General features: G+C 49.6%; 17 protein-coding genes. 10 read left to right on the top strand and 7 right to left on the bottom strand.

Annotated features, from left to right (window positions below):
• Positions 1 to 272: 272 nt before the first annotated feature.
• The 5 genes from Mal48_RS03390 to Mal48_RS03410 form a co-directional block, all read right to left on the bottom strand.
• Entirely contained in the window at positions 273 to 1,163 is an 891-nt protein-coding gene (locus Mal48_RS03390) for a 3-keto-disaccharide hydrolase (protein WP_197442012.1), read from the bottom strand.
• Between the two features lie 57 nt (positions 1,164 to 1,220).
• The gene (locus Mal48_RS03395) at positions 1,221 to 2,756 is read right to left on the bottom strand and encodes an arylsulfatase (protein WP_145196118.1); all 1,536 of its coding nucleotides are present in this window, start codon (positions 2,754 to 2,756) and stop codon (positions 1,221 to 1,223) included.
• Between the two features lie 395 nt (positions 2,757 to 3,151).
• Complete coding sequence (gene queA, locus Mal48_RS03400) at positions 3,152 to 4,213, bottom strand: tRNA preQ1(34) S-adenosylmethionine ribosyltransferase-isomerase QueA (RefSeq protein WP_145196138.1); 1,062 nt, start codon at positions 4,211 to 4,213, stop codon at positions 3,152 to 3,154.
• Positions 4,210 to 7,617, bottom strand: coding sequence for a DEAD/DEAH box helicase (locus Mal48_RS03405; protein WP_145196140.1), 3,408 nt, complete (start codon positions 7,615 to 7,617; stop codon positions 4,210 to 4,212). Before Mal48_RS03405 ends, queA begins: the two co-directional genes overlap by 4 nt.
• Positions 7,618 to 7,935: 318 nt before the next feature.
• On the bottom strand, positions 7,936 to 9,486 hold the full coding sequence (locus Mal48_RS03410; protein ID WP_145196142.1) for a hypothetical protein: 1,551 nt from the start codon (positions 9,484 to 9,486) through the stop codon (positions 7,936 to 7,938).
• A 123-nt stretch (positions 9,487 to 9,609) separates the two neighbouring features.
• Between Mal48_RS03410 and Mal48_RS03415 the strand changes: the two genes are divergently transcribed.
• The 7 genes from Mal48_RS03415 to Mal48_RS23090 all read left to right on the top strand — a co-directional run bounded on the left by Mal48_RS03415 (position 9,610) and on the right by Mal48_RS23090 (position 17,505).
• Positions 9,610 to 10,293, top strand: coding sequence for a hypothetical protein (locus Mal48_RS03415; protein ID WP_145196144.1), 684 nt, complete (start codon positions 9,610 to 9,612; stop codon positions 10,291 to 10,293).
• A 74-nt stretch (positions 10,294 to 10,367) separates the two neighbouring features.
• On the top strand, positions 10,368 to 11,531 hold the full coding sequence (locus Mal48_RS03420) for a multiheme c-type cytochrome (RefSeq protein ID WP_145196146.1): 1,164 nt from the start codon (positions 10,368 to 10,370) through the stop codon (positions 11,529 to 11,531).
• Positions 11,528 to 13,678, top strand: a complete 2,151-nt coding sequence (locus Mal48_RS03425) for a hypothetical protein (protein WP_145196148.1) — start codon at positions 11,528 to 11,530, stop codon at positions 13,676 to 13,678. Before Mal48_RS03420 ends, Mal48_RS03425 begins: the two co-directional genes overlap by 4 nt.
• A 215-nt stretch (positions 13,679 to 13,893) precedes the next feature.
• A complete protein-coding gene (locus Mal48_RS03430) occupies positions 13,894 to 14,979 on the top strand; it encodes a DUF1559 domain-containing protein (RefSeq protein WP_145205692.1) in 1,086 nt (361 codons plus the stop codon).
• Between the two features lie 42 nt (positions 14,980 to 15,021).
• Positions 15,022 to 15,201 (top strand): hypothetical protein, encoded by a 180-nt coding sequence (locus tag Mal48_RS03435; protein WP_145196150.1) that lies wholly within the window; start codon positions 15,022 to 15,024, stop codon positions 15,199 to 15,201.
• A gap of 967 nt (positions 15,202 to 16,168) precedes the next feature.
• Entirely contained in the window at positions 16,169 to 17,251 is a 1,083-nt protein-coding gene (locus Mal48_RS03440) for a DUF1559 domain-containing protein (RefSeq protein WP_145205695.1), read from the top strand.
• A gap of 92 nt (positions 17,252 to 17,343) precedes the next feature.
• The gene (locus tag Mal48_RS23090; protein ID WP_197442013.1) at positions 17,344 to 17,505 is read left to right on the top strand and encodes a hypothetical protein; all 162 of its coding nucleotides are present in this window, start codon (positions 17,344 to 17,346) and stop codon (positions 17,503 to 17,505) included.
• A 304-nt stretch (positions 17,506 to 17,809) separates the two neighbouring features.
• Here Mal48_RS23090 and hrpA read toward each other — a convergent pair whose 3' ends face one another.
• Positions 17,810 to 21,733, bottom strand: a complete 3,924-nt coding sequence (gene hrpA / locus Mal48_RS03445; protein ID WP_145196152.1) for an ATP-dependent RNA helicase HrpA — start codon at positions 21,731 to 21,733, stop codon at positions 17,810 to 17,812.
• A 505-nt stretch (positions 21,734 to 22,238) separates the two neighbouring features.
• Between hrpA and Mal48_RS03450 the strand changes: the two genes are divergently transcribed.
• The 3 genes from Mal48_RS03450 to Mal48_RS03460 all read left to right on the top strand — a co-directional run bounded on the left by Mal48_RS03450 (position 22,239) and on the right by Mal48_RS03460 (position 25,011).
• Positions 22,239 to 22,565, top strand: a complete 327-nt coding sequence (locus Mal48_RS03450) for a hypothetical protein (RefSeq protein WP_145196155.1) — start codon at positions 22,239 to 22,241, stop codon at positions 22,563 to 22,565.
• 869 nt (positions 22,566 to 23,434) lie between these two features.
• Positions 23,435 to 23,815, top strand: coding sequence for a hypothetical protein (locus Mal48_RS03455; RefSeq protein ID WP_145196157.1), 381 nt, complete (start codon positions 23,435 to 23,437; stop codon positions 23,813 to 23,815).
• Positions 23,816 to 24,186: 371 nt separating this feature from the next.
• The gene (locus Mal48_RS03460; protein WP_197442015.1) at positions 24,187 to 25,011 is read left to right on the top strand and encodes a DUF1559 domain-containing protein; all 825 of its coding nucleotides are present in this window, start codon (positions 24,187 to 24,189) and stop codon (positions 25,009 to 25,011) included.
• Between the two features lie 27 nt (positions 25,012 to 25,038).
• Here the strand turns inward: Mal48_RS03460 and Mal48_RS03465 are convergent, their stop codons facing one another.
• The gene (locus tag Mal48_RS03465; protein ID WP_145196161.1) at positions 25,039 to 25,701 is read right to left on the bottom strand and encodes a hypothetical protein; all 663 of its coding nucleotides are present in this window, start codon (positions 25,699 to 25,701) and stop codon (positions 25,039 to 25,041) included.
• Between the last annotated feature and the right edge of the window lie 173 nt (positions 25,702 to 25,874).

A 25,874-nucleotide genomic window follows, 5' to 3' on the forward strand; every position in this document is an offset into this window, starting at 1 on the left:
CCGTTGCTGAAAAACATGCACTTTGATCTTTAATGTTTATCGTGCCCACGAAGCTCATTTTCATGACTTCAGAGAGAATTTTCCAGATGGCGGAACGTAATGACCGATAATGACATTGGTCTGGCCGGACACTTCAAGTGCCCGGCCAGACTCTGTGAGACATGTGCGTGCTTCTTTCCAAGAAGTCTCTCGTTCAGAAGCGAGCCAGAAACCTGAAACAGCTCGCTCAAATTTTGAGGAAAGCGACTATTTCAGAGGTTTTCGGACTGGGGCTAATCTTGTTTTGCCGCTTCTGGCTTTGGACCTTTGCCAACTGGATACAGTTCCCAGCGGCGGACGAAGAGTTCTGCAAGTTCGGTTTGAATTTGTAGACGTCCGTACGATGGTTCAACATCGAAGGCTTCATTCACTTGAACGCCGTTGACGTATACGCTGATATGTCCACCATCGCAGATTGTGTCGATGCGTGTCCACTCTTCGCCGGGGCTGTCGACATCCTCTTTTCCACGAAATCCGAGGACATCTTTCCAGTCCGGGTCACGACCGTACCAGTTGATCCGTCGTCGGTTTTTGAGGTTAAAGACTTCTTTCTCTCCCCCTTTTTTCCAGATGACTTCGCCGTCACGATCGCGGTCGACTTCACAGGTCATCGACATTGGGAGAGCGTTTCCATCTTTGTCTTTACCGGCTACGAGAAGGAAGTCTCCGACTCCCCCTTCGATAATTTGAACTTCGATTGAGTGCATCCAGATCCCGTTGTATCCACCATCTGGACCTTGGCTGTGGACGAGTAATCCGGAATCTTTAGTGCGGTCTTTTCGAGTTTGCCAGGTGCGTGGTCCCCATTTGTATTCAAGGACGCAGTGGTAGTCGCGGTACTCTTTTTTCGAAACGAGAGATCCGAAACCGTCTCCACTGATGTGCAACAAGCCGTCGTTGACCTGAAAGATTTTCCGTGGGTCTTCGTACTTCGTGTCCTGCATGTAGGAGTAAAATTTGTCGAACGACTTTCCATCGAAGAGTTCGATTTTTTTCTCCGGTTTGATTGCTGATTCTCGTTTGGAATCTTCAGCAGAACAGAGGGAGAGAGTGTTACTCACCATCAAAATTCCGGCAGCGAGGCCGGTGAGGCTCGAATTCATTTTTAACTGTTTCGTAAACATCTGAAGTTTCATCCTTATCGAATTTAAAGTCTCTTCCGACATAAAACTGAATCTGATCTACTGCGAGTCGACAGTGCTGAGTTTGTCGTACAGGGGGATCGGGAAGTCCGATTCCGGGATGCGGGTCTTGAGGTATTCCTGTTCCAGCCGTGCGACAATCTCTGGATGCACGGCGGCGAGATCGGTTGTTTCGTTTTGATCTTTTTCCAGATCGTAGAGTTCCCAGTCTGCGGGTGTTTTATTGAGAAGGTTGCGTCGAAGGGCTTTCCATTTTCCGTCGCGGATCGCCACGATTCCGCGATAGCCGTGGAATTCCCAGATCATGAGTTCTTCGCGAGGAGGGGCTTGTCCCCCTTTGAGCACAGATGTCAGGTCGATTCCGTCGAGTTGTTGATCTTTCGGTAGCTCCGCCCCTGCCACTGAACAGAGAGTCGGAAACCAATCCGGGAAATATGACGGAGTGTCAGTTTGGCTGTCAGCCTGAATCTTTCCAGGCCATTTCACGATGCAGGGGATGCGAATTCCACCTTCATAGCAACTCCCTTTGAAGCCGTTGAGGCCACCGGCCGAATCGAAAAACGTGCAAGCTGCACCACCCACATGAAATTTCGGGTCTCGGCTGCCGTGTGTGGGGCCATTGTCGGAAGTGAAAACGACGAGAGTCTTGTCCGTGAGACCGTGCTTGTCCAATTGTTCTAGAATGGTCCCGACATGCTCATCTAAATCAGAAATCATGGAAGCGTAAGCCGCCCGTGGACGCGGGTGAGGAAGATAGCCATTTTGGCCCCGGTAGACTCCATTCTCTTTGTCCCATTCTTCCGGGTACTGGTCGAGCCATGCCTGCGGTGGTTGCATGGAAACATGCGGCTCGACAAATGGTAAATAGAGGAAAAATGGCTTTGCTTTATTCTTGTTCAGAAATTTGACTGCTTCATCCAGAATCAAATCGGGAGCGTAATTTTCAGCCCGGTAATCTTCAGCTTTGATCTCTCCTTCAGGTTTTCTGTCACGTCCCGGGATCGGATATTTGTTGATGAGAACTTCGCGTTCGTTGCTGTCGAGGAACGGTGGGTAATAGCTGTGAGCGTTGCGTTGGCAGTTGTATCCGAAGTAGCGATCAAAACCTTGTTTGATCGGAGAACCGGATGTATTTGATGGGCCCAGTCCCCATTTCCCGAAGGCTCCTGTCGTATAGCCGGCTTGTTTCAAGACTTCAGCGATGGTGACCACATCGGCTGTGAGCGGCCATTGTCCGGGGAAGATTCGGCCGTTTCCGGAATCTTTGTTTCCGCGAACCTGAGCATGGGCGAGGTTTTGACCGGTCATCAATGTACAGCGGGCCGGAGCACAGACCGGGGCTCCGGTGTAATGTTGCGTGAATCGGATTCCCTCTTTTGCCAGTCGATCCAGATTCGGGGTGCGAATCTTCTTTTGTCCGTAACTTCCGAGTTCTCCATATCCCAAATCATCGGCAAGAATAAACACGATGTTTGTTTTTTCAGCCTGGGCGATCCCCGATGCACTGGCAAAATAAAAGATGCAGAGCAGGAGGCTCTTGGGAAGACGAGAAAGTGTCAGCTTGTGAGTTGTCATCAAGATTCAATTCTCTTTGAACGGTCAATTTTCAGGTCAATCGGTATGGCTTCTTCATGCCCGATTTTATGAGTTGTCATAGATTGTTGAACGGGCGATCGAAATTCAAGCGAATTCCGGCAGCTTCGGATTTTTGCAAAGAGTTTGCATTCCGTATCGTCTCGTCAGATCAATTTCAGATCGGTTGGTGACTTCTTTTGCTCCATGGGGATCATCTTTCGATTTAGAGCAAAGAGAGTGAAGGCAAAGCGAAGAATGGTCCGGGCTTTATCATCAATCCTTTTCGGAGACATGAGAACTCGCAAACGTTCTCATTTTGCTGAAGGAATGATTGAAAAGCAACTCGCTTTCCTCGAATTCGTCTGTGCACGGTCAAACCGCTCAGGCACTCATTCTCACAAGATCAGCATTGCGTCGCCGTAACTAAAGAATCGATAGCGGTGATCGATGGCCTCTTGATACGCCTTGAGGATCAGTTCTCGATTAGCAAAAGTGGAGACAAGAACCAGAAGCGTCGATTTCGGGAGATGGAAGTTTGTCAGTAAGGCGTCAACAATTTTGAATTCGTAAGGGGGCCGGATAAAGAGGTTTGTCTCTCCCTGCCAAGCTGCGAACTCTCCTTGGCTGGCGACGGACTCCAAGGTTCGCACAGATGTTGTTCCGACGGCGACTATTCGGCCTCCGTTTGCTTTTGCTGCCTGAATGCTCTCGACGGTTCCTGTTGGCAAGTCGCACCATTCAAAGTGCATTTGATGTTTGGCAAGTTCATCGACTTTTACGGGGCGAAAGGTTCCGAGGCCCACGTGGAGCGTCACTCCCGCTCGAGCAACGCCTCGTTGATGACATTCGTCTAGAACCTTCGGCGTGAAATGAAGACCGGCTGTCGGGGCAGCGACCGCTCCGGGGTGCTCGGCGTACATCGTTTGGTAACGCTCAAAGTCTTTCGCTTCAGCTTCTCTTTGCATGTAGTGCGGCAGAGGCATTGTTCCGAACAGTGCCAGGGACTCGAGCGTTGAGCGATCCGATTGTGGTCGAACAATCCATTCTCCCCCTTCGCATTTTTTCAATAGCGTGAGCTTCAGAAGTTCCTTTGTCGGCTCTCCCGAAGCAGGACTCAGAATGATTTCCTCGTCGACCGTCAACTTCCCGCGAGTCTTCCCAATGATTCGCCAGCAGCCTTCGGGTTCATCCCGCAAATAGAGTCCTTCCCACTTCCCGCCGGTGCTTGCTCGGATGCCGACTAATTTGGCTGGAACAACACGAGTGTTGTTCACCACGAGTAAGTCGCTGCGATTGAGGAATTCGGGGAGTTCGGCAAAGGTGTGATGGCTGATCTCGCGAGTTTGCCGATTCACCACCAGCAGTCGCGACTGGTCTCGCCGGTCTGCCGGGACCTGTGCAATCAGTTCTTCTGGAAGTTCGTAATCGTAGCTGTCGAGTCGATCGAGGAGGTTCATTCTGTTTTGGCTATGCTCATGTCGGCAGTTTCACCACGGATGAGTCCAGCGAGTTGCTGGGTTGACAGTTTCCCAGCAGCTTCTGCACCGGCGAGAATCCCCTCGACCAGATCTCGTTTTTCTTCGTGGAGTTTCAAGATTTGTTCTTCGATCGTTCCTTGCGCGATGATGCGATAGACCATCACATTTCTTGTTTGCCCGATGCGGTGTGCACGGTCGGTCGCCTGGTCTTCGACTGCAGGATTCCACCACGGGTCCATGTGAATCACATAGTCGGCAGCAGTGAGGTTCAACCCCGTTCCTCCAGCTTTCAGGGAGATCAGGAAAGCGTCACCCTCTCCGTTCTGGAACTTCTCGACTCTGTTTTTTCGGGTTCTGGGCGTTGTTTGACCATCAAGGTACTGGTATGAGAATCCTTTTTCATCACAGGCCTGGCGAATGAGTCCGAGGTGCGAAGTGAACTGGCTGAAGATGAGCGGACGATGCCCGTTTTCTTTCAACTCTTCAAGTTTCTCCATAAGCAAGTCGAGCTTGGCAGAGGAGCCGGTCCAGGTTTCATCGAGAAGCCCGATGTGGCAGGAAAGCTGACGTAAGCGAGTAAGGATTTGCAGCACGCGGAATCGTTGATCCTGGGAGAATTCTACGGTGCTTAACTCGTCCAGTTCACTTACCGCAGCGAGTCGCATTTGGTCGTAACGTTTTCGCTCAACGTCTGAGAGCTCTACAAAGAGATTCGATTCGTCGCGGTCGGGCAGGTCTTTGAGAACCGCTTTTTTGGTACGTCGAAGAACAAATGGAGAGATCACTCGGGCGAGGGCGTGTCGTCGTTCTTCGTCCTGGTTTTTTTCGATGGGAGCAGCAAAGCGTTTGCGAAACTGTTCCCAACCGCCGAGCACTCCCGGTGCCACCGCTTGAAGGATGCTCCAGAGTTCTCCCAGGTGGTTTTCGATAGGGGTACCGGTGAGGGCGATTTTCCAATCTGCTTTCAGCTTACGGATTTCGCGAGAGGTTTTACTGTTTCCGTTTTTGATGTTTTGGGCTTCATCAAGAACGAGTGATCCCCATTTCTGAGTTTTCAATAATTCAGCTTCACGCAACGCCAGGCCGTAGCTGCAAATGATCACATCCCCTTCGGAGGCAGAGTTTATTAACTCTTCACGGTTGGACTCGCGGAACTGGATTGGATTAAGAGATGGAGCGAATCGTTCACACTCAGCTTGCCAGTTGAAGCCGAGTGAAGTTGGAGCGATGACCAACGCCGGCCCCGTCTCAACTCGCTGTAGTAACATCGCAAGAGTTTGGACCGTCTTCCCCAATCCCATGTCGTCGGCCAGAATCCCGCCCATCCCCCATTCCGAAAGTCTCGCCATCCAGCGAAAGCCTTCCACCTGATAATCGCGCAAATCGCAGTTGAGGGCGGCCGGTGGGTCAAAGCTGAGCTCAGAAGCATTCCGGAGGCGAGCGAGGTTTTTGTTCCACGCCTTATCAGCTTCCATTTGAATTTGAGCATCTTCAAGGGCAGCGACCGCCATCGCTGCGGACTGATCGAGACGCAACGATCCTCGTGATTCCAGGCTGACGTCCGCGAGTCGCTGGAGCGATTTTTTAAGCTCTTCCGTGATGGCAGCCCACTTACCCGGCTGGATCTCGATGAGTCCATTGAGCGACTCACCCCGCAGGCCAGCGAGTAAGTCTTTCAGTGCGATTTCTTCGTTCCCGATCCGGCAACTTCCCTGAAGCCCGAACCAGTCTCGATTCTTTTTGACCTGTACTCGTACGTTACTTGCAGTCAGGTGTCCCAAGATATCAAAACGCTTCACAGAAGCTCGATGCCAAACAACTTTGATCTTCTCCTGACCAACGAGGTCGCCGATGTCCGTCAATAATTTGAAGATGGCATCCTGATCTTCGATTCGAAAACGTGAATCAGCAGGTTTCTCGAAGTGGGAGAGTCCAAGTTCCCGCTCGAGTTCGAGAGCCTGTTGTCGCTCGGTGTCGAGATTCCGGATAAGTTGGATTGTTTTTCCATCTTCCTGAATCGTTTCACGGCCCAGACCATCGCCTGGGTAGATCAATGAACCGTCAGGTTTTGTGAAGCAAATTGTGACACCGAGTTGCCCGGATTTTTGCATTTGCAGCAAGAGTGTCAGCTCAAGTTCAATGGCTCGTTCTTCATCAATCATCCCCTCGGGCAGACGAACCGAAAACGCTTGCTGGAGGATTTTTAATTGCTCGAAGAACAGTTCCTTTTCATCTTTGCGAAAGGAGACATTGTCGACTTCAATCGTATTGGAAAGGTCGATTGCGGCTTCCGAAGCAGGAATGAATGTCGCACTTTGCGACTTCTGATCCAAGATCATAAACCCACCACTGAACGAGTAGAAGCTCTCGGGGTTTTTGAGTTGTGAGCGTTGTTCCAAGACGTTCGTTGAGAGGCGGTAGTTGTTGTCATCTTCAATGACGATGAGTTCGAGTTCCTGGATTCTTAACTCTGATGGTTGGCGGTTGACAAGAAACACGTCGGTTCCCGCAAGGGCGCGGAATACGGATGGGAAATCAACCTGAGGGTCGTAGAATTCATATTCATCTTGTTCAATCGAGTCGACGATGGCACGGTCAACAGTGGACCAATTCTGGGGCGACGTGCTTAGAAATGTCGACAGCTTGATTTCACGACCTTTTGACCAACCACCTCGCTTTGTCTCTTTTTGGATGACCGGATGTAATTCCATCGTGTGCATGCCGTACTCCACAGCTGTCTTTAAGTTCCAGCGAACTCGTTCTTCAGGCTGCGAGAGATCTTCCTCACTCGAGATCGTGAGATGCGATGGTGAGTCTTGAGAGACACGATTGATTAATTGCAGGAGTTCTTTTCGTTTTTGTTTCCGTAGTAAATCAGAATAATCGGGGCCGAGGATTTGCAAAAATATCTTTGAGTCTGAGTCGAAAAGTTCTTTTTTAAGATGTTCGACCAGTGCGTAAGTGTGCTCGCAGAATCCTTTAGAGGGACAGGTGCATGTGCAATCGTATGCAAGTCGAAGAGGGTTGAAGGAGAGCTTGAGTTGACGTTTTTTCTTGTTGACGAAATCGGTTGCCCTCACCTCACCTGTGGGGACCAATTCTTGAATCTCGATTTTATGTTTTAATCTTTTCGATCTCAGCCTGTCGGCGTAGTGATGTTCGCGAATGAAGACGTCTAAGACCTCATTCCATGCGTCGATCCATTCCAATCCGTTTGTCGGGAGAGTGCCTGGATTGGAGTTGGAGTTCGAATCAGTGAGGAGATCTTGAAATTCTTCATCTTCGAGAAGCAGTTTCCCCAAGCCTGGATGCTGACTCATCAGGAGTGGCAGGGGGGCTGAAGGGAGTTCAGAATTTCGTTGATGTTTTTTTCGCTTGGGCACTGCAACTCCTTTTGCCTGGCTGGTATCACGCGAGGTGAAATGTTTTCACATACATCAATGAAATTGCCGTGCTTGAGGGTTTTTATCAACCCACAGGCTATCGCCGACCATGCATGCAGTCGCTAAACATATCATTCTCTCATTGAGATTCAAGGTTGCCTTTGGCTGCAGGTCGAGTTTCGATTAATTCATTTCAGACGCATTGGGCATCAGTCTTGAGTTGCGGGATTCTCCTTTGAGGCGAAGCAGTGTTGATAGTCAGATGGTTTCTACCTGATTGGGGGCGGGGTGGAGCAGGGGGGATCCGAAGGGAGCGGGTTATTCGCTCATCTTTGACGGAACCCGCACGACGATGTCATCTTTCTGTTCGTCGAAGCTTTTGCCGTGGTCGTCGACTTGATTGCTTCCAACGCTGTAGAGGAGGTAACCCTCGTCTGATCTTGAATACTTCAGAGGTTGATCTGTGAAATGATCAAGCGGAATCGATTCGAGCCAGTTCGGTGTCAACTGCTGGAGTCTCTCGGGGTATTCCTGGTGTTTGTCGTGATAGGCGGCCAATGCGAGTGCAAGTTGCAGATTCGAAAATCGCTGATGGCAACGGACTTCTGCTATCGTGACCTGCTTCACTGCAGGGAGGAAAAGTGACACGAGCATATCGCTGATGTAATTTGTGGTCGCAGTTTTGTCTTTAGCTGCCAGGGCCAAGCCCTGAAAAATTCTTGAAACTGCCGTGCGATTCTTGTTCAATGCAGCGAGCGACTCGTCGATCTCTTCGAAGGCTGTCAATTGTTTTGAATAGGAATCTTGCTTCATTGCAGCGACCATACGGTCGTACCATTGATTGGCGTTTTTGAGCACGGTGTCCCAATCAGCATTGATCTTGGAATTCTTTTTGACAACTTGCCCCAGTTCCGGAAGAACTGCTTCGATGTCGAAATTCTCTTTGCCCTGATCGTAGGCGAGTGTTGCGACGACATCGACAAACATCAATCGCTCACCGAGATCGATGGATTCCACAATCGGAGATTGCTCGGGAAGTGATTCCAGGTCTTTCAAATATTGAAGGCAGACCTTCTCGCTGGGCTGAGTCGACTCAATGAACTTGAGCATCGACTGGCTTGTGATGGCCTCCATTGCGAAGCCGACCAGACGACCGATGAGAAATGAATCGTTGCTAGCGTGACGACCAAATCGGTAAGAGGCCATGAGGTCGCTCCAACCTTCTTCATTTCTGCCTTCTCCTGCATGCAGCATTGCACGACACGCAAGAACACGCGTGATGCTGCGGAGTGTCTGGATGTGCGGGAGAAGTGTGGCAATCAACATTTGTCCCGTTGTCCCCTTTTCGAGATCGGAGTTCAAAGGGCAGTAGTAATGCTCTCGCTCAATCCCTTTGAGGATCTGCTGTAACGGCTCTTCCTGAGCATCAATCCAAGCGGCGATTTCCGGGAATTCGTCACGGGTCCAGGGGCGATCTGTTGCGAGGCCTTGCTCGTCGATAATGGGATACACATCATCAGGGCGATTCGAATAACCATTTTCACGCAGGTAGGTGGGGAGTGTCTCGAAGTAGTTCCCTTCTTCGGGGGGATATGGAACTCCCAGTTCTTTGTAGAAACGCTTGCTCATTTGAGTGTCATCCGGTTTGGGTCCGAGTGCCGGATAGATGAGAGCGGCAGCGTTGGTTTCGGTGGTGATTCCTTTCGACATTTTCATATTGATGGCTGAGATCAAGTCGACAAAGCCGTCCTCGTTCACCGGTTCGGTGACGAATGTCGTCTCTTTCGAAACGGTGATCAACGGTTCGTCGGCGAGTGCTGCTCTGTGTGAAAGTGCGAAAAAAAGCAGAGAGGCAAGAAGAATACGCATAGGAATTGGACCTTCAGGTCTTATGAAAACGGGCGTGGTATCCTGTCTACGTAATAGAATACTGTTTCATCGAACTGGATTTCATCAATTTCGTGAGATCTTGGAAATTTCATTAGCTGTGACATGGCAGCGGAGATTCGATATCCTTTTCTGACATTCAATGACTCTTCAGAGGCCGAGATGATGGCGAAGAAAAAATCTACTTCCACTTCAGACGACGAGATGGAGTTTTCAATTGGGCTCCCTGCTGAGATGGATAAGGAAGTTATCACTGCAAGGAAAGCTGGCGGGCTGACCGATCTCGACATGTCGATCTCTCCCAGATCGAACACGCCCGCGATTGCGTTACGCAACCTTGCCAAGGCGATGAACATTGCATTGAAAGTTGATTTCATCGAGACCGAACTGGATCGGATTTATAAGGTCGCCCGCGTTCACAAGGGGCAACTCAGTTTGATCCACAAAGACTATATCGGCTTGGGTGACGGGCTGTTTGCGTCGGTCGGGAAAACGATCCGCTCGTTCAGGCTCACTGTTAAAGGCCCCGATGCTGGATCGCTCGAAGGGGAAGAGTGGATCGCCAAGCATGGAGAGTCCAGCCTCAGTGGTATCATCAATCTTGTTGGGCGCAAGCTCGACCTGTTACAGGAATTTGAGGACAAGGTCCCGCACTACGTCGAACAGACGCTGGACCGGTTGGAAGCCAAGCGAATCATCACCGACTGGCATCGCAATGAATGGAAGATCGAAACCACCACCATCGGCCTCGACGTGCTGATGTCCCCGGTTCTTGAAGACCCCGTCTAGCACTCGTTGGTGTATTGCTTAGACTCGGTCTGTTCACACTTAAACAACTCTCAGCTTGAAGATGATCAACTTCGATGGAGACACCTGACACGACTCTCGATCAAGCGAACAATGTTGAAGCTGGCATGCCACAGCGGGCATGGAGGCAGCACATCACAGCTTTTGTGTTTGTGTCGATTCTCGGTTTCTTTCTCGCTTTCTGGCTGAGTCGTCCATCGCAACTGTCACAACTTCCAGTCGATCGTCTGCAGTCTCTGAACCAAGGTTGGGTTGATGAAAAACGTTGTGCGGAGTGTCATGAACAGGCTGAAACTTTCTGGGAGACCGGACATGCTCGAACGCTACTCCCGGTCACTGATGCAGATTCGCTAAAGCTTCTGAAACAGATGAATTCCTTTCTTGAGTCACAGGGAACGCCGACGTCGCTGCATTTCGATGACGAGACAGTGTTAGCTGTGCATGAGCGGGATGGGACGACCAGCCAGATTCGGCTCGACTGGTGTTTCGGTTCAGGTGAACATGCCCGGACCTGGGTCGGAACATTAACCGACAGTAATGGAGCAACGGATGAAGTTGAATTTCGCTGGTCCTGGTATCATGACATTGATGGTTTCGACATCACTCCGGGACAGCAGCAGCAAGCAGGTTCAGGATATTTCGGCGGTCTGGGGCTTCTGTTTGATGCTCCTAAGGCGCGAAAGTGTTTTGCTTGTCACAGTAGTTACCTTCCTGTTGAATCAGGAAAAATCCAGACTTCTGAGTTGCACGCAGGAGTAACATGCCAGCGCTGTCATGGTCCTCGTCAAGCACATGTTGAATCTGAAGGTGAAGTGACTGATCCATTCTGGAAGAATGCAACTCAACTCGAATCGATACATCGCTGTGCCGAGTGTCATCGCCGGGCTGAGGAGCAACCGGAGGCTGATGTTCACAAACACAACGGCAACATCGCACGCTTTCAACCTGTCGGGCTGGTGCAATCGCCATGTTTTCAGGGTTCGCAAATGACCTGTCTGACTTGCCATGACCCACACCTCACGTTGAAGGCACAAGATTCCTTGGGCATTTGGCAGTGCACGCAATGTCATGATGGGACAGAGTCGAAGCACGTTCTCTGTTCGGCGGGCCACGAAACTGGCTGCATCGACTGTCATATGCCGAAAATCAAAATGGATAGTCCCCTGAAGTTTACCGATCACTGGATTCGCATTCGAAAAGAAAGCGAGTCATCACCATGAAATCGAACTCGTCGAGTCGGTCTCGTTATCTGAAACTCGCTCTGATCTGTTTTTTGATTCTCCTCGGGCGAGAACCGGATTGGGGCACCGAATCAGTCAGTCTGATTCCACCTGTTTCGGATTGCCTTCTCTCGCCAGAAAACGTATGGCAAGTTCCTCTCGCAGCTGCTGAAGTCGCGGAGTTTTTGAACCACGTCCCCTATCTGCTCTTCGCTGCGCTGAGCGCGGTCGTGCTGGTCTCTTTGGTCGTACGATTTTCTTCGAGTGTTGAGTTGATCGCAATCTTGATTTTGGCAAGCCTCAGCGCTGCCATCTCCCCACTCGATCTGTTGCCTGTTTGCTGTCTGAGTTTGGCTTGTTCTATCAGAGATTCCGCTTGGCTCAAGAATCGCTCGGCATTACGACTGACAGCCTTACTTTGCGTGGGATTCTTTGCGATTTTGGTGACTTTAGAGTTCAGCCTCGTGCTTCTCTTTCTGATTTTGGTCCTCTGGAATGAAGAGGATGCCACTGTTCGCGGCGTGAGTCGAGCGGCAGCGATAATTCTCGCTTCGATTGTTCTGGCTGCGGGATTCGGCCTTGCGTACATCATTCATCCATCGTTCTTTCACGTTGGATTACGCCCTGTCAGTTGGATGTGGATGCAAGTCCCGACTGAATTAATTCCTCGACTTCAGTCGCCGGTTGTGGTTCGCTCCCACTGGTTTTCTGTGGTGACCATGGTCCTCGCTGGTGGTTTGCTCTGGTCTGCCCGATCAGCTCAAACAAAGTACAATCTGACCCAATTCCTGATCCTCTTGTGTTTCGCTTTGATCTCTCTGGCAAGCGTGCATTACTTCGTACTTGCATTCAGTTGTTTGGTGTTGTTGACACGACAAAACGTCGACACGCTCGGTTTTCAAATTCCGCTGCGTAGAGTGATTGCATGTACGTTGATCGGCGCCTTCGGGTTTGCGATTTGGCAGACAGACAAGCTGAGCCTGCTTGCTGGGGAACCTGCCCCGAAACTCGTCGACCCAACTCAATGGCAGACCGGGGGAAATGTCATTCTGATGAATCTCGACCACTCTTCAGACTGGAACGAGGGGCTTGCCTCTGATCAGTTTCAATTGGTTCTCGACAATCGCTGGGATCTCTTCGGAGGAGAATATCACGACTATCTGGCCGTCTGTCGAGACCTCAAAGAGGTCCGCATCAACAGCTACTTAAGGACCGATTTGGAGTGGGGTGGGTACAAGCTTGTCATTGATGATTGGAACGCTTCGATCCTTGTTGTCGAATCTCAAGAGCTTCTGGCAATTCGCGGGCTCAGTAATAGTCCTCACTGGAAACTGATGGGGATCGACGGAAAGCGAACGATTTTTGGCAACCAGGAAATTCCTGCGAACATCCCGCAACTCAAGCGAGCGGTTGAAACAATACTGTTTCTGGAATGGCCCAAACCTGGGGCAGAAATTCAGCTCGATAAGACAATCGTCGCCAACACCGATCACGATGCCCGGATTGTCGCCAATGTGTTGTGCCTCACTCGATTGCCATACGCTGGCCTGCGTTTTATTCGAGACGACCACTCTGCGTCCGCAGAGAAGGTGAGGACTCGCTGCTTTTTGGAGTTGGCTCATCGAGTCTATCGCCACTCCGGAGTCGGCTCGTGCCTTGACCAGTATCGAGCACTGGTCAGGTTCCGGATTGGAGAAAAGAACGGAATCTGGTCTCCCGCAGAACTCTCTCAGATTGAGCAATCTCTGGATGGGCTCGGCGTCACCTTGCAGGAAGAAGAGGCGGTTGTTTCAGCAGAGACCGATTTCATCGAACAGATTCAACTTGCGATGCGTGCTGGGGATGAGCAGCTTTGCAAAAGCCTGCTCGAGAAACTGGAAGAGCCGGTGAAATCTTACTTTTCCTGTTTGGTCAACTCTCCCGCCATGGATGTGGAGGAAACGTTGACCTGCCTGAATCGAATTCTTCTTGAAGAACCGGATGTCCCCGCCGAGATCGCAGGGGATGCCTGGTTCTATTTGGGCTGTCTGGCATTAGAAACTGGCGAAACGGTTTCAGCAGTGACAGCATTTCAGAAAAGCCAGGAGATCGCTCCGAGTTCAGCATTTCGTGAAATTCGGATGATTTATCTTCAACAATTGAAGTAGTGTACTGTCTGGATGTTCACTGTTTGTTTTTTTGAGGGCCCGTGGAGCAGATTCTTTTGAAGTTGTGTTGAAAGTAACGACCTATTGGCATAAGAATGTATTTATGACACTGTTCATTCTGAACAAGGATTCATCCAATCTATCTATTTTTATCATGCTTCTATTTCCACATTCAGGAGTATTGATTTCATTTCTCTCTCTTCTAGGAGGTCTCTATGACAACTTTTGTATCCATTCGTAAACGATCCAAGGGGTTCACGCTGATTGAACTTCTTGTCGTGATTGCCATCATCGCAATCCTGGTCGCCTTACTGCTTCCGGCTGTTCAACAAGCCCGTGAAGCTGCCCGCCGCTCGCAATGCAAAAACAACCTGAAGCAACTCGGGATTGCGATGCACAACTACCATGATACCCACGGAATTTTTCCTCCAAGTCCAGTTTGTGGTCCAATCGACCCTCAAGGAAACAACAAAGAGACTTGGAGTGCCTGGAGCGGAATTGGGATGTTGTTGCCTTACATTGATCAGGCTCCGCTCTACAACCAGGCAAATTTCGATTACAACTGGAATCGGAATGACTCTGCCAGAAATCTGACCAATGAGACAATTCAGCGAACAATTATTACTCCATTGAATTGCCCAAGTGATCCAGGTGCCTCAAAACGCTACACAGCAAGCATGTCTCCTGTTTCGTACTGCTTCTCCGCAGGCCCGGCATCGACTTGGTCTGTCGGACCGATCAAGCCTGGGATCGTCACATTTCGTACCGGGACCCGGATGCGAGATATCACTGACGGAACGACAAATACGATCATGATGGCTGAGGCTCAAATTGGTCTAAACAATGGGCAATGGGATCCAAACCAGCCGCGTAGACCATATTATCGAGTTGTGACCGGAACACGTTTGGAACGTGCCGCTTCCTCATCAGGCCGAGTTTGGGATACACGCCAGGCGCATATTGATGAAATTAACACCTACTACGATGCTTGCCTGGATATGTATGATTCCGGAACTGGATGGAACTCAGCAAGCGATGAGCAAGGCCGATTTTGGGCAGCTGGGACAGTTTACCGCGGACCGTGGATTACGACTCTTGTCGGCCCCAACGCTGGTCCATCTTGTGACAACGACACATCTGTAACGGACATGATGCTCAAAGAGCCAAGTAGCTACCACACCGGAGGCGTCAACCTTGTCCTTGGTGATGGCTCAGTCAAGTTTGTCTCGGATAGTGTTGACCAGGCATTATGGCTTTCAGCTGGTTCGATTGCTGGTGGTGAGACCATGGGTGAATGGTAACTTCTGAAGAAGAGAATTCGATTGATTTGAGGAGTATTTTTTATGTTACGATCTTTGTGGCTTTTGTTGTTTCTCTGTAGTGTATCATTTGTCAGTGTCGGCTGCGGAGGTGGCGACGGGGGAACGCCCGGTGACGCCAATGATCCGGTCGAATCTGGAGAGGACGATGCACTCGATGCAGCCGAAGAAGAAAACCCGGCTCCAGTCAATGAAGACGCGTAAGAGTACCTTTTTCGGAAGTTGCCTCGTGGAGTTCGCTCTCTTCCTTAAGTAGAACCAGTCCGAAAACCTCTGGGATAAAAGCTTTTCTCAACGTTTGAGACAGCGATTTCAAGTTTCAGGATCAGTTCTAAAGAGAGTCCCCACGAAGCAGGAGACACGAAAGTATTTGAGAACGACTTCTCAGCTACGACTCGACTCGACAATTTGAGCATCTTTCGAATTAGTTTGCAGAACCTGCCTCGTGTTGAACAGTATTTTTACAAGAGAAATGCGTTCTTCACGGGCACAAGGTAGAGCAAACTGCTCTAGAAACGGAATCGGCTCTCTTGGTCACCAAGAGAGCCGATTTTTTTATGCCCGTCAACATTCATTCTTGCGGCATCTTTCACGACACGTGCTGAGCAGTCCGTCTCATGTGAATCCGATTTCATTCAGGGGATTCGATCCTATCAGACGCGCTGGGACTGTTTGGTTTGACTGTGACTCTCTTCTGATGGAGCAAATCGTAGCTTTCCTCGCCCATGTAGAAACGGTTCTTTAGAACAGTTTGCTCTAACGTGTGCCCGTGAAGAAGCTGTTTCTCCAATAAAATTGCTGATTTCCACAAGGCAGGGAAAGTGGTTCCGTTCGGAACGTGTCTGGAAATCTGGTGAAACCAGTGAGGTGATGGCACCGTTTCTGAAAAACCAAGGGGGGGGCTCAAGGTCGTGATTCACGAAAATCACTTGAGTTATCTTCTGTTATGAAGCAGAGAACGTGTTCGTATGTATATTGTTTCGGTTTTTTTTTGTGCTGAAAAAGCAAATTTTACAATGTTGTGTTGTAAGTACCGCTGGTTTCGCATAAAAGAATGTTCATCAGTTGTTCGTTCTGAACGGCAATCCATTCGACATATCCATTCTAGTCATGCTTCTATCTGTCATATCTAGGAGTATTGATTTCATTTCTCCCTTTCTAGGAGGTTTCTATGACAAATTTTCTATCCATTCGTAAAAGATCCAAGGGGTTCACGCTGATTGAACTTCTTGTCGTGATTGCAATCATCGCAATCCTGGTCGCCTTGCTGCTTCCGGCTGTTCAACAAGCCCGTGAAGCTGCCCGCAGGACACAGTGCCGGAACAACCTGAAACAACTCGGGATTGCCCTGCACAACTATCATGAAACTCATGGTGCCCTCCCCGGAAATGAAGTTGGGTGCATCCTCACCGAAGGTGGAGGGTCGCGCAACTGTTGGGAAGGCTGGAGCGGATTGGCAATGATTTTGCCATTTATTGATCAAGCACCGCTTTACAATAAGTTGGACTTCAATCACTACTGGTATAACGGGTCTTCCACTGATCAAAGCCGAAGTGAGTACTGGGTCAGAAACTCGCAAATTCCTGCGTTTCTGTGCCCTTCTGATCCTGGATCTGGATCGAAAGCGAATTCATCAATGTCTGCTTCGAGTTATTCGCTCTCTGCTGGACCCGTGACAACTTGGTCGATTAAACCACCTGTCGGACCGTTTTCGAGAGAGTCTTCTGTGAAATTTCGTGACGTCATTGATGGCACAAGTAACACCATCATGGCTTCTGAAACACGCATTGGACGATGGAACAATGATGTGAAAGATCCGTCACTCCGAGTTCCAACTGCTGGAGATCTGGCGAACGCAACGGGGACACAGAGTAGTCGAGCCTATGACACCCAACAGGTGAATCTTGATCGAATCAGGACGTACCACGATGCTTGCAGAAGCATCGGTGAAGGCCTGACAAGTCACGTCCATGGTGAAGATGACCGTGCCAACAGGTTCTGGGCTTCTGGTCGAGTTTTCTGGGGACCATGGTTTAATACGATGATGCCTCCGAACACGAAGTATAACTGTGATAATGATACGTCAGTCACAACGATGACAATCAAGAATGCTTCCAGCTACCACACAGGTGGAGTGCTTGTCTTGATGATGGACGGTTCGGTCGTGTTTGCTTCAGACAGCATCGATCACGGCGTTTGGGTCGGCTCTGGAACGATGAGTCGAGGTGAAGCAGTTTCAATCACTACGCAATAGTAGTTCTCACTTCCTACTTACGGTTCAGGTTGAATTTACAAAACCTGGGCCGTATTTTTTTGACATGGTTTTGTAAAAAAGAAGGGTTAAAGATGTTGAAGTTTTTTAGGCCATTTCTATTCTCCTGTGCGCTTGTGACTCTCGTCGCTGGCTGCGGAGGAGGAGCTCCTTCTGAAGATGCTGATGCAGGTGGTGTCGACAGTACGGAAGTCGTTGACGATGCAGAATTGGAAGCAGAAAAAGAACTTGAATAGGTTTTAGGGCAAATCCAATATTGATCTTTACGTTCTGCCTCGTGGCGAGCAGTCCATGGAGTCATGAAGGTGAACTTCACGGGCACGACAAGCATTGGAAATGCTCTATACGACTTTTCAACGGCATAGCTGAATTTATTCAGCCATGCCGTTTTTTTTGTTTCAGATGGTCAGTGAAGCACTACGGAAAGGCCGGAGAACGGTGGAGCCGTTTGCTTTACCGTGTGCCCGTGAAGAACGCATTTCTCTAGTAATAATGCTGTTCGCCACAAGGCAGAGCCTGCAAACCAATTCGAAAGATGCTCTATTGTCTGGATGAAGCAATTTCCTGCCAGACTTCGTTTAATCGTTTTTCGGAAACTGTCATCGCGGTGCCGAGTTGTTGGGCAAACAGGGAGACGCGGAATTCTTCGATGAGGAAGCGGTACTGGACAAGTTGGGGGTGAGTTTTCGCAGCATTTCCAAACTGTTGACAAGCTTGTTTCCAGCGTTGCCAGTGCAGGTTGATCTTCTTCTGGTGCATACGATCTTTCTGGAATCCTCCTGCTGTTGATTTGTCCCAGCGGATTTGCATCGCTTCAAAATACCGAGGGTACTGAGCGAGCCAGCCCATCGGAGGATCGACCAAAAACCCAGGAGCGACAAGTTCATTTAACTGGTCACGCAAATCGTTTGTCAGTGGAGTCAGTGCTGGAGTGCCGTTCGATTCAGTAATCCGGCGGACTGCGTGATATCGGGCAAAGAGTGGTTCGAGGAAGCGAGTCGAATCCTGAACTGCAACAGATAATTGATTTCGAGCCAGTGCCAGCTTCTGTTTCCATTGAGCCTCTGAGCGGGGCATCGAGGTCTCTTTCCAAAGTGCAGCTTGTGCAATCATCCAAGCGAGGTGACTTTGAAAATGTTTGCCATCAGGAAGTGCCCCGACCTGCATCGTCAACTGATTGATCCGCGGGAAGTGTTGAACTTGATCGGTAAGAACTTTCTTGTCGGAGAGGAGGAACAAGCGGACAAGCCCTCGCTTTGTCTTCGCATGTGCATCAGCGAGGGATTCCGATAATCGTAGCGAGACGGAAGCACCTTCGTCGACCAGCATGGGGAACGCAACCACTGTGATTCCGCCACGTTCCAGTTCGACTTGCTGCGGAAGCGTGCCGAAATTCCACGACGTGAGCCCCTCTTTCTTCCAGCGGTCATCGCTGACACCCTGCACGACACTTGACGCCGTCCGCTGAGATTCGACTCTTAATTGTGCCAGGTCACGTCCAGACGCAATCGTCTTTCCATTCTGGTCGACAACTCGGACGTTCATTTGTAAATGTGAAGGAAGCCGAGCTGTCTCGAATGCGGTCGCTGGCACATGCTCGCCGGAAATTTCTCGCAGTTGAGCGGCCAGCTGATTGATCAAATTCCCTTGTCCGTACGTGATTTTCTTCACGACATCTTTAGCGGTCTCTGGTGCAGGCACAAACAAAATTCGCAGCGACTTCGGGAGAGTTTTAATCAGGGCAGCAATTTTCTCTTCCAATAGTCCCGGGACAAGCCAGGCGAGGCTTTCAGGTGAAAGCTGGTTTAAGCCTTCGGGGGGAATCGCAATGGTCACGCCATCGTTTTCGGTTCCCGGTTGAAGATTGTATTCGACAGAAACCTGCATGGTCCCAATCTTCAACTTGTCAGGGAACTCTGATTGCTCTGGGGCAGATTGGTCTTCTTGTAGGAGATCCTCTTTGGAAAGAAACAAAAGTCGAGGCTGTTTGGCTTCAGCCTTCTTCCGCCATTTTTCAAAGCGAGGACCATCGAACGCATCAGCTGGCAGTCGCTGATCATAAAATTCGACTTCCGCTTCCTCGCCTGCGAAATGATGTCCATGACGCAACTTGGCCTGCCACTCTTCGAGTTCGTTCTTTAGATTCGTGTTGTGTTTTGCAAACTCGCCGGGCGATTCATACTTCCCTTCGATGAGTCCTTGTTGAATGAATTCATCACGGCAATATTTCGGGTCGATGTGCCCGTAGCGTGCGCGGCGTCTGGGGACGATGGGCAACCCGAAGAGCATGACCTTTTCCCAAGCCATGATGCATGCACTCTTCTCATGCCAGTGCGGTTCGCTGTAGTTGCGTTTCACGATATGTTCGGCAATGCGTTCAATCCAGCCGACTTGAACTGGCGCAACACACCGGGCGTATCGTTTCGATGTTTCTACAAGCTCAGCCGCCATAATCCACTTCGGTTTATTTCCGAAAGCGACCGATCCGGGCCAGACAAATATCTTTTGCCCACCAGCTCCGGTGTATTCGTGTGAGTCCCCGCGCATCGCGACGTTGTGGAGTAAGCCGGCGAGGATGGCCCGGTGTATGGAATCCTCATTGTTGCGTCGGTCTGTCGGCTTGATTTCATGATCGATGACCATTTGTCGCAACTGGCGGTGCAGGTCTTTCCATTCGCGCATCCGATTGAACGACAGGAAGTTTTGCGCACAAGCTTTCCGTAACTTGCTCTGTGAGAGTTTGTTGTCCAGATCGGTGTAAAAGTCCCACAGCTTCAGATAAGAAAGAAAGTCGGACGACTCATGCTGAAACTTTTCGTGAGCCTCGTCCGCAGCCTTTTGTTTCTCGATTGGGCGATCGCGCGGGTCGCGCAGCTCCAGGGCTGAGGTAATGATGAGGACTTCTTCAACACACTGTTCGTCTTCAGCTCCGAGAATCATGCGGGCGATACGCGGATCGACCGGCAATCGACCCATTGTCGATCCAACCTTGGTGAGGTCTTCGTTCTCGTTGATGGCTCCCAATTCAAAAAGAGTCTTCAAGCCTGTTCGAATCGCTGAGGCAGCAGGTGGATCGATGAAAGGGAAGTTTTCAAGCTTGCCCAGCTTCAAGGCTTTCATCTGGAGGATGACATTTGCCAGGTTCGTTCGCTGAATTTCCGGTTGAGTGTATTCGTCTCGGTTCTTGAAGTCGGCTTCAGAATACAACCGGACACAAACACCCGGAGCCACACGACCACAGCGACCTTTGCGTTGATTCGCCGAGGCTTGCGAGATCGCTTCGATTGGAAGTCGCTGAACTTGTGACGTCGCCGAGAAGCGGCTGATGCGGGCTGTTCCGGGATCGACAACGTAAACAATCCCCGGAACGGTCAGTGAAGACTCTGCAACATTGGTCGCGATGACAATACGACGATGGTCGTGGGCTGAGAAGACTTTGTTTTGTTCTTTCTCGGAGAGCCGTCCGAAGAGGGGGACAATGTCGGTTTTTCGATTGTTGAAATCTCCAGCGAATTTCCGTCCGCCGAGCACTTTGGCCGTCTCGCGAATATCACGCTCGGTCGGCATGAAGACGAGAATATCTCCAGTACCTTCTTCTGCAAGTTCTTCACACGCATCGGCCGCTGCACGTTGCCAGTCGACTTCATCTTCCTCCTCAACGGGTGGCCGATATCTCAGTTCAACAGGAAATGTTCGTCCGGAAACCTCAATGACCGGAGCAGGGGAGTCTTTCGTTCCAAAGAACTCTGCAAACCGTTCCGCATCGATTGTCGCAGAGGTGATGATCAACTTCAGGTCAGGGCGACGATGGAGGATTCGCTTTAAGTAGCCCATCAGGAAATCGATATTCAGCGACCGCTCATGAGCTTCGTCGATGATAATTGTATCGTACTGATCGAGAAATCGGTCCGTTTGAGTTTCTGCGAGGAGGATTCCATCGGTCATCAATTTGATGGAGGTCTTCGGCGATGTGGAATCGGTAAAGCGAATTTTGAAACCAACGAGTTCGCCAACAGGGCTCTTCAATTCCTCAGCGACCCTCGCCGCCACAGATCTCGCTGCGATTCGTCGCGGTTGAGTATGTCCAATGATTCCATAAAGACCTCTGCCTGCTTCCAGACAGATTTTTGGGAGTTGCGTCGACTTTCCCGAGCCTGTTTCACCGCAGATGACGACGACTTGATTGTCGAGGATCTTTTTCCGGATTTCATCTCGTCGAGCCGAAATCGGCAACTGATCGTCGTAGACCGGGACGGGAATGGCCTTGCGACGCAATTCGACTTTCCTCTCGGACTTTTCCAGATCGCTGACAAGCTTAGCGAGACTTTTGTCAACAGGCTTGTTCTCTTTTTGCCGTTGCTGGATCGTTTCACAACTCCGGCGCAAGCGAAAGCGGTCCCGGATCATCGACTTTTGAATGCGGGTCTTCAGTTCTTCGAGGTTCTGGCTGTTTGAATGCTTCATTTGAGCGGGAGTTTAGCGGATCGGAGAGAAAAATTCGCACACAACCAGAGGTATCGTGAATGAATCAGGGTTACGAAGAGAAAGTCATGAGCGAGAGGAAGCCAGATAGGTTCAGTCGTTTTCGAAGAAAATTTGAGATCCCGAGTTTCTCTGGGGAGTGAAGTTCAGGCCACCCAAAACGATCAATTTCTTTGAGTTTTCTGTGTGGTGTTCTCGGAAATGTGATTACTTGCATGGCTAGGGGCTAATGATAAGGTGGATGTTTTAATAGGAGGCGATTGTTTTTTTTAATATTTTTTTATTTCCTGTAGAGTGAATGTTTGACATGAGGATGTGGGGGATAGTAGATTTGTAACAGTTGTGAGGGTCATCGAGGGCGAGGGCATTAGGGTGTCATTCGTTTCTTTTCTTGATGATTAGGATGTCCTTTTTAGATAATTAGGGGGTTCTTATGAAGTTGGTCAAGAGAATTGGTTGTGCTTTTGCCGTATTGGCATGCGTGGCAATGTTGGATTCGACTGCATCTGCAGGGCATATCGAGCGGTTTACCGCCCCAGCATTTTATCGCGACATTAGCAGTGGTGGGAACTTGGATGATCCTCACCCTGGGGAAGTTGATGTGAAACTCAACACCAAAAGAGGAAAAGTGAACGTTAAGGGTAAGCGAGGGAATATCCGAAACAGCTCTGGTGGGAAGTATAATGCCAAGAATCTTCCTGGAGGAGCTTTTGGGTTTCCTCCGGCTACTGGAATCCGAGTTCACTACAAAGTCTCCGCTCGTGACAAAGACAACCAGCACGACGAAGAGGCAGAAATTAGAGGCGATAACTAGTTTTCGCTGATGAGGGACTTCTCAAGGTTTTGTTGAAATCGACAGGCCGTACACTTCAAGAAGTGTACGGCTTTTTTAGGTTGTGTTTTTATATAAAGAGTTGTGCTACTGACTTTCGTTGTTGTTTAATTCGTTTGGTTTTTTTGTGGTGTTGTTTTTATTGCTCCACATTATTGTTTTCGTATTGTTAATTTCTGGCGGTTGTTTTTTGTGGTTGATGTGTTTTATTAGTTGTTCTTAAGGTGTGAGTTTTGTCGCTGTTTGGGTTGATTGTTTATTTTTATAAACGACGGGTAGTTTGCTTTTTCTTATCGGTTTGTACGGCTTGATCGTCGAGGGGCGTGTTCTAGATTTTATCTCGACGAGATGAGATCCGTTGCTGGTCATCATGTGTCGAGGGTGAGAAGGCCTTTCGCCGTGAGTCAAATTTCCTCTGGGGCTTTCTAGGCCAATGACGAACTTGGCGGATTTTTTGTCATCGCTGAATCGTCTGGCAACTGAGACAAGCCATGTAGGAAGGAACCCGACTCATTCAGCGAATTTCGGAGTAATCCAATTTTCTGAGGTCCTCCAAGAGGTCAATCCTGTACGCACCAAGCTTGCAATTTGGTCACATTTTACGTGAGTTTTTGCGAATGAATGGTAATTTCCATGTCTGAATGTGAAAGTCAGCGTTTTAGCGGGGAAATGAAAATTTTAGGATTTCTTTGCCAAAAACACCTATAAGTTAATATGGATGTTTGACGTGGGCTGTGGGGGTTGGTAGTTTTGAGGAAGTTTTGAGGACCATCAGGGGCGAGGGCAAAAGGGTGTGTTCGTTTTTCTTCTTGGTGGTAGAATATCCGTTTTGGAAACAAAGGGAGGGTCTTATGAAGTTGGTCAAGAGAATTGGTTGTGCTTTCGCTGTGATGGCATGCGTGGCAATGTTGGACTCAGCCGCATCTGCAGGGCATATCGTGCGAATTACCGCGCCAGCTGTTTATCGAGACATCGCCAGTAATGGTAACTTGTCAATCGGTCACGTTGGCAGTGTCGATGCGAAAATCAACACCAAGAGAGGAAAGGTTGTAGTGAAAGGGAAGCGAGGGAATATCCGAAACAGTTCTCGTGGAAGATACAACGCACGGAATCTTCCTGGAACATCCTTCGGCTTTCCACCAGCTGTAGGTATTCGTGTTCACTACAAAGTCAGTGCTGATGACAAAGACAATCAACACGACGAAGACGCAAAAATCAGAGGCAAAAACTAGAATTTGCTGATGAAACTCTTTAAGTGTTGATGAGACCGGTAGGCCGTACACTTTAAGTAGTGCACGGCCTATTTTTGAATTGTGGCGGTTTCAGAGATGAAGCATTTTCCTGGTTCCTGAGCTGCTAAAATATCACCCTAAGCATGGATTGCTTAGTAACCTTCATGGAAATGCATTTCTGTTCTTGTTGCCCAAGGTTGTTCTTCATCATGCCTGCGATCCAAGATCAATGCACCAGAAAAACGCAGCGACCTCTAGAACACTTTCGTGTATCTTACGAGCGTGGAGAGTGCTTTTCATGTGGAAAATCGCACACCTTCATGAGACCGGTCGCGAACACCAACTCAAAAGTTGTGACAGGTTCTAATTCCTTGCACACTTCTGGAAAACGCGGATTTACGCTTATTGAGTTGCTGGTCGTGATTTCCATAATTGCGATCCTTGTCGCTCTGCTACTCCCGGCTGTGCAACAGGCGCGCGAATCTGCCAGGCGGACTCAGTGCAAAAGCCATCTGCACCAGGTAGGGATTGCGATGCACAATTACCATGATGTTCACCAGACGCTTCCTCCTGGTAGCATGGTGATGGGCCCAACATTTCCTCTTCAGTCGGGGTGGGGCTGGGGGACATTTCTACTTCCTTATATGGAGCAGACGCCACTCTACAACCAGCTCGATTTCAATACCGGAAATGCTCAGGCGACAAATCTGCCATTTTTAGAGACTCCAATAGCGGTTTACCGCTGTCCATCTGATCCAGCCCCAGAAACAATTCTCGCTGTTCTGGCAGGAGGGGTGACAACAAGAATCGCTCATGGAAACTTTGTCGGATCCGAGGAGGTTCTTTACCCACTCTCAAGAACGCGATTTTCCACAATTCAGGATGGTCTCTCTCAAACAATTGTCGCCGGTGAATGGAAATATGTTTCGACTTCTACGGGAGAGTTGACAGCTTCCTGGTGTGGCGTCATCTCGGATGGAGTCAGTTACAAATTCAGTGCGTCAATCCCATATGTTCGCATCCTGCCGGGAGTCAAAGTTAACTCTTCGGTCGGCTTCAATAGCAATCATCCTGGAGGAGTTCAGGTATTGCTGGGGGATGCTTCGGTTCAATTTTTGAGTGAATCGATGGATTCAGGAGTTTACTACTCGCTCTACACCCCGAAAGGAAGTGAGGCCTTCAGTTCGCCGTTCTAAGTGAGACACCTGAGTTCTATCCTTGGCTCAAAGTTCAGAGAGTGGGCCAGCGGGCAATCGGAAAGCAGCAATCGCTGCAAAGAGGAACCAGACAATATCCCAAGGGGAGAAGGTTCCCTGAATTTGCCGACTGCCGATTTCACGCTCTTGGTCTACAAGGACGGCACGAACCTTCTTTTCGTTCTCGCGGACCCGCTTTGCCTGGTCTTCATCTGAGAGGCTTTGCCACTTCTTTTTTGCCTCTGCCCAGATATCTGCGGGGTAGTCCTCTTCCCAGCTGGCATCTTCGTATGTCATCTCCTCCGGCCATTCGATCGGAATGCCAGCGTCGATCCGCTCCAAGGCGATCTCATCGGCAACGGTGCAGATCATCGATTCTTCATCCATGCTCCCCTCGAATGCAGCGTCAAGGAAGTTCTCAATTTCTGGATCATTTGCAGCAGTCATTAAGGCAATTTCGTGCTTGACGTAGATGAGCAAGGGGAGGGCAATAAAAATCGCAACCAGACCTGGTTTGATCCCTCGATCTGCTTCTTCTGTCGCCAGGCGTACCGCAAGCCCAGTTGTGATGCCAACGAGACATGCCATCCAATTGTAAGTTGCTTCATTTGAACTCGCGGCCCAGTACCAAATCCCAGCTCCAACGAGCGCTCCGACAAACCCCGCGATGAGCCACTTCAAAAAACTCATATTTCACCCTTCCCTAAAACGTTTTCGTGTTCCTTTGTAACTGTGGATTGAGATCTTTACATAAGAAATCACTCACCTCCACGAGACATTCACGTACATCTTTTTCTAAACTGCCCCAGAGCAGTTTGCTCTTTTGTGTGTCTGGGGAGAACGCGTTTCACCAGTAAAATTAC

The sequence above is a fragment of the Thalassoglobus polymorphus genome (assembly GCF_007744255.1).
Taxonomy (GTDB): domain Bacteria; phylum Planctomycetota; class Planctomycetia; order Planctomycetales; family Planctomycetaceae; genus Thalassoglobus; species Thalassoglobus polymorphus.

What these genes read in the sequence shown, in the direction of transcription:
- Mal48_RS03390 (WP_197442012.1), bottom strand. Translation starts at nt 1,163, where the DNA reads ATGTTTACGAAACAGTTAAAAATGAATTCGAGCCTCACCGGCCTCGCT.
- Mal48_RS03395 (WP_145196118.1), bottom strand. Translation starts at nt 2,756, where the DNA reads ATGACAACTCACAAGCTGACACTTTCTCGTCTTCCCAAGAGCCTCCTG.
- queA (WP_145196138.1), bottom strand. Translation starts at nt 4,213, where the DNA reads ATGAACCTCCTCGATCGACTCGACAGCTACGATTACGAACTTCCAGAA.
- Mal48_RS03410 (WP_145196142.1), bottom strand. Translation starts at nt 9,486, where the DNA reads ATGCGTATTCTTCTTGCCTCTCTGCTTTTTTTCGCACTTTCACACAGA.
- Mal48_RS03415 (WP_145196144.1), top strand. Translation starts at nt 9,610, where the DNA reads ATGGCAGCGGAGATTCGATATCCTTTTCTGACATTCAATGACTCTTCA.
- Mal48_RS03420 (WP_145196146.1), top strand. Translation starts at nt 10,368, where the DNA reads ATGGAGACACCTGACACGACTCTCGATCAAGCGAACAATGTTGAAGCT.
- Mal48_RS03425 (WP_145196148.1), top strand. Translation starts at nt 11,528, where the DNA reads ATGAAATCGAACTCGTCGAGTCGGTCTCGTTATCTGAAACTCGCTCTG.
- Mal48_RS03430 (WP_145205692.1), top strand. Translation starts at nt 13,894, where the DNA reads ATGACAACTTTTGTATCCATTCGTAAACGATCCAAGGGGTTCACGCTG.
- Mal48_RS03435 (WP_145196150.1), top strand. Translation starts at nt 15,022, where the DNA reads ATGTTACGATCTTTGTGGCTTTTGTTGTTTCTCTGTAGTGTATCATTT.
- Mal48_RS03440 (WP_145205695.1), top strand. Translation starts at nt 16,169, where the DNA reads ATGACAAATTTTCTATCCATTCGTAAAAGATCCAAGGGGTTCACGCTG.
- Mal48_RS23090 (WP_197442013.1), top strand. Translation starts at nt 17,344, where the DNA reads ATGTTGAAGTTTTTTAGGCCATTTCTATTCTCCTGTGCGCTTGTGACT.
- hrpA (WP_145196152.1), bottom strand. Translation starts at nt 21,733, where the DNA reads ATGAAGCATTCAAACAGCCAGAACCTCGAAGAACTGAAGACCCGCATT.
- Mal48_RS03450 (WP_145196155.1), top strand. Translation starts at nt 22,239, where the DNA reads ATGTTGGATTCGACTGCATCTGCAGGGCATATCGAGCGGTTTACCGCC.
- Mal48_RS03455 (WP_145196157.1), top strand. Translation starts at nt 23,435, where the DNA reads ATGAAGTTGGTCAAGAGAATTGGTTGTGCTTTCGCTGTGATGGCATGC.
- Mal48_RS03465 (WP_145196161.1), bottom strand. Translation starts at nt 25,701, where the DNA reads ATGAGTTTTTTGAAGTGGCTCATCGCGGGGTTTGTCGGAGCGCTCGTT.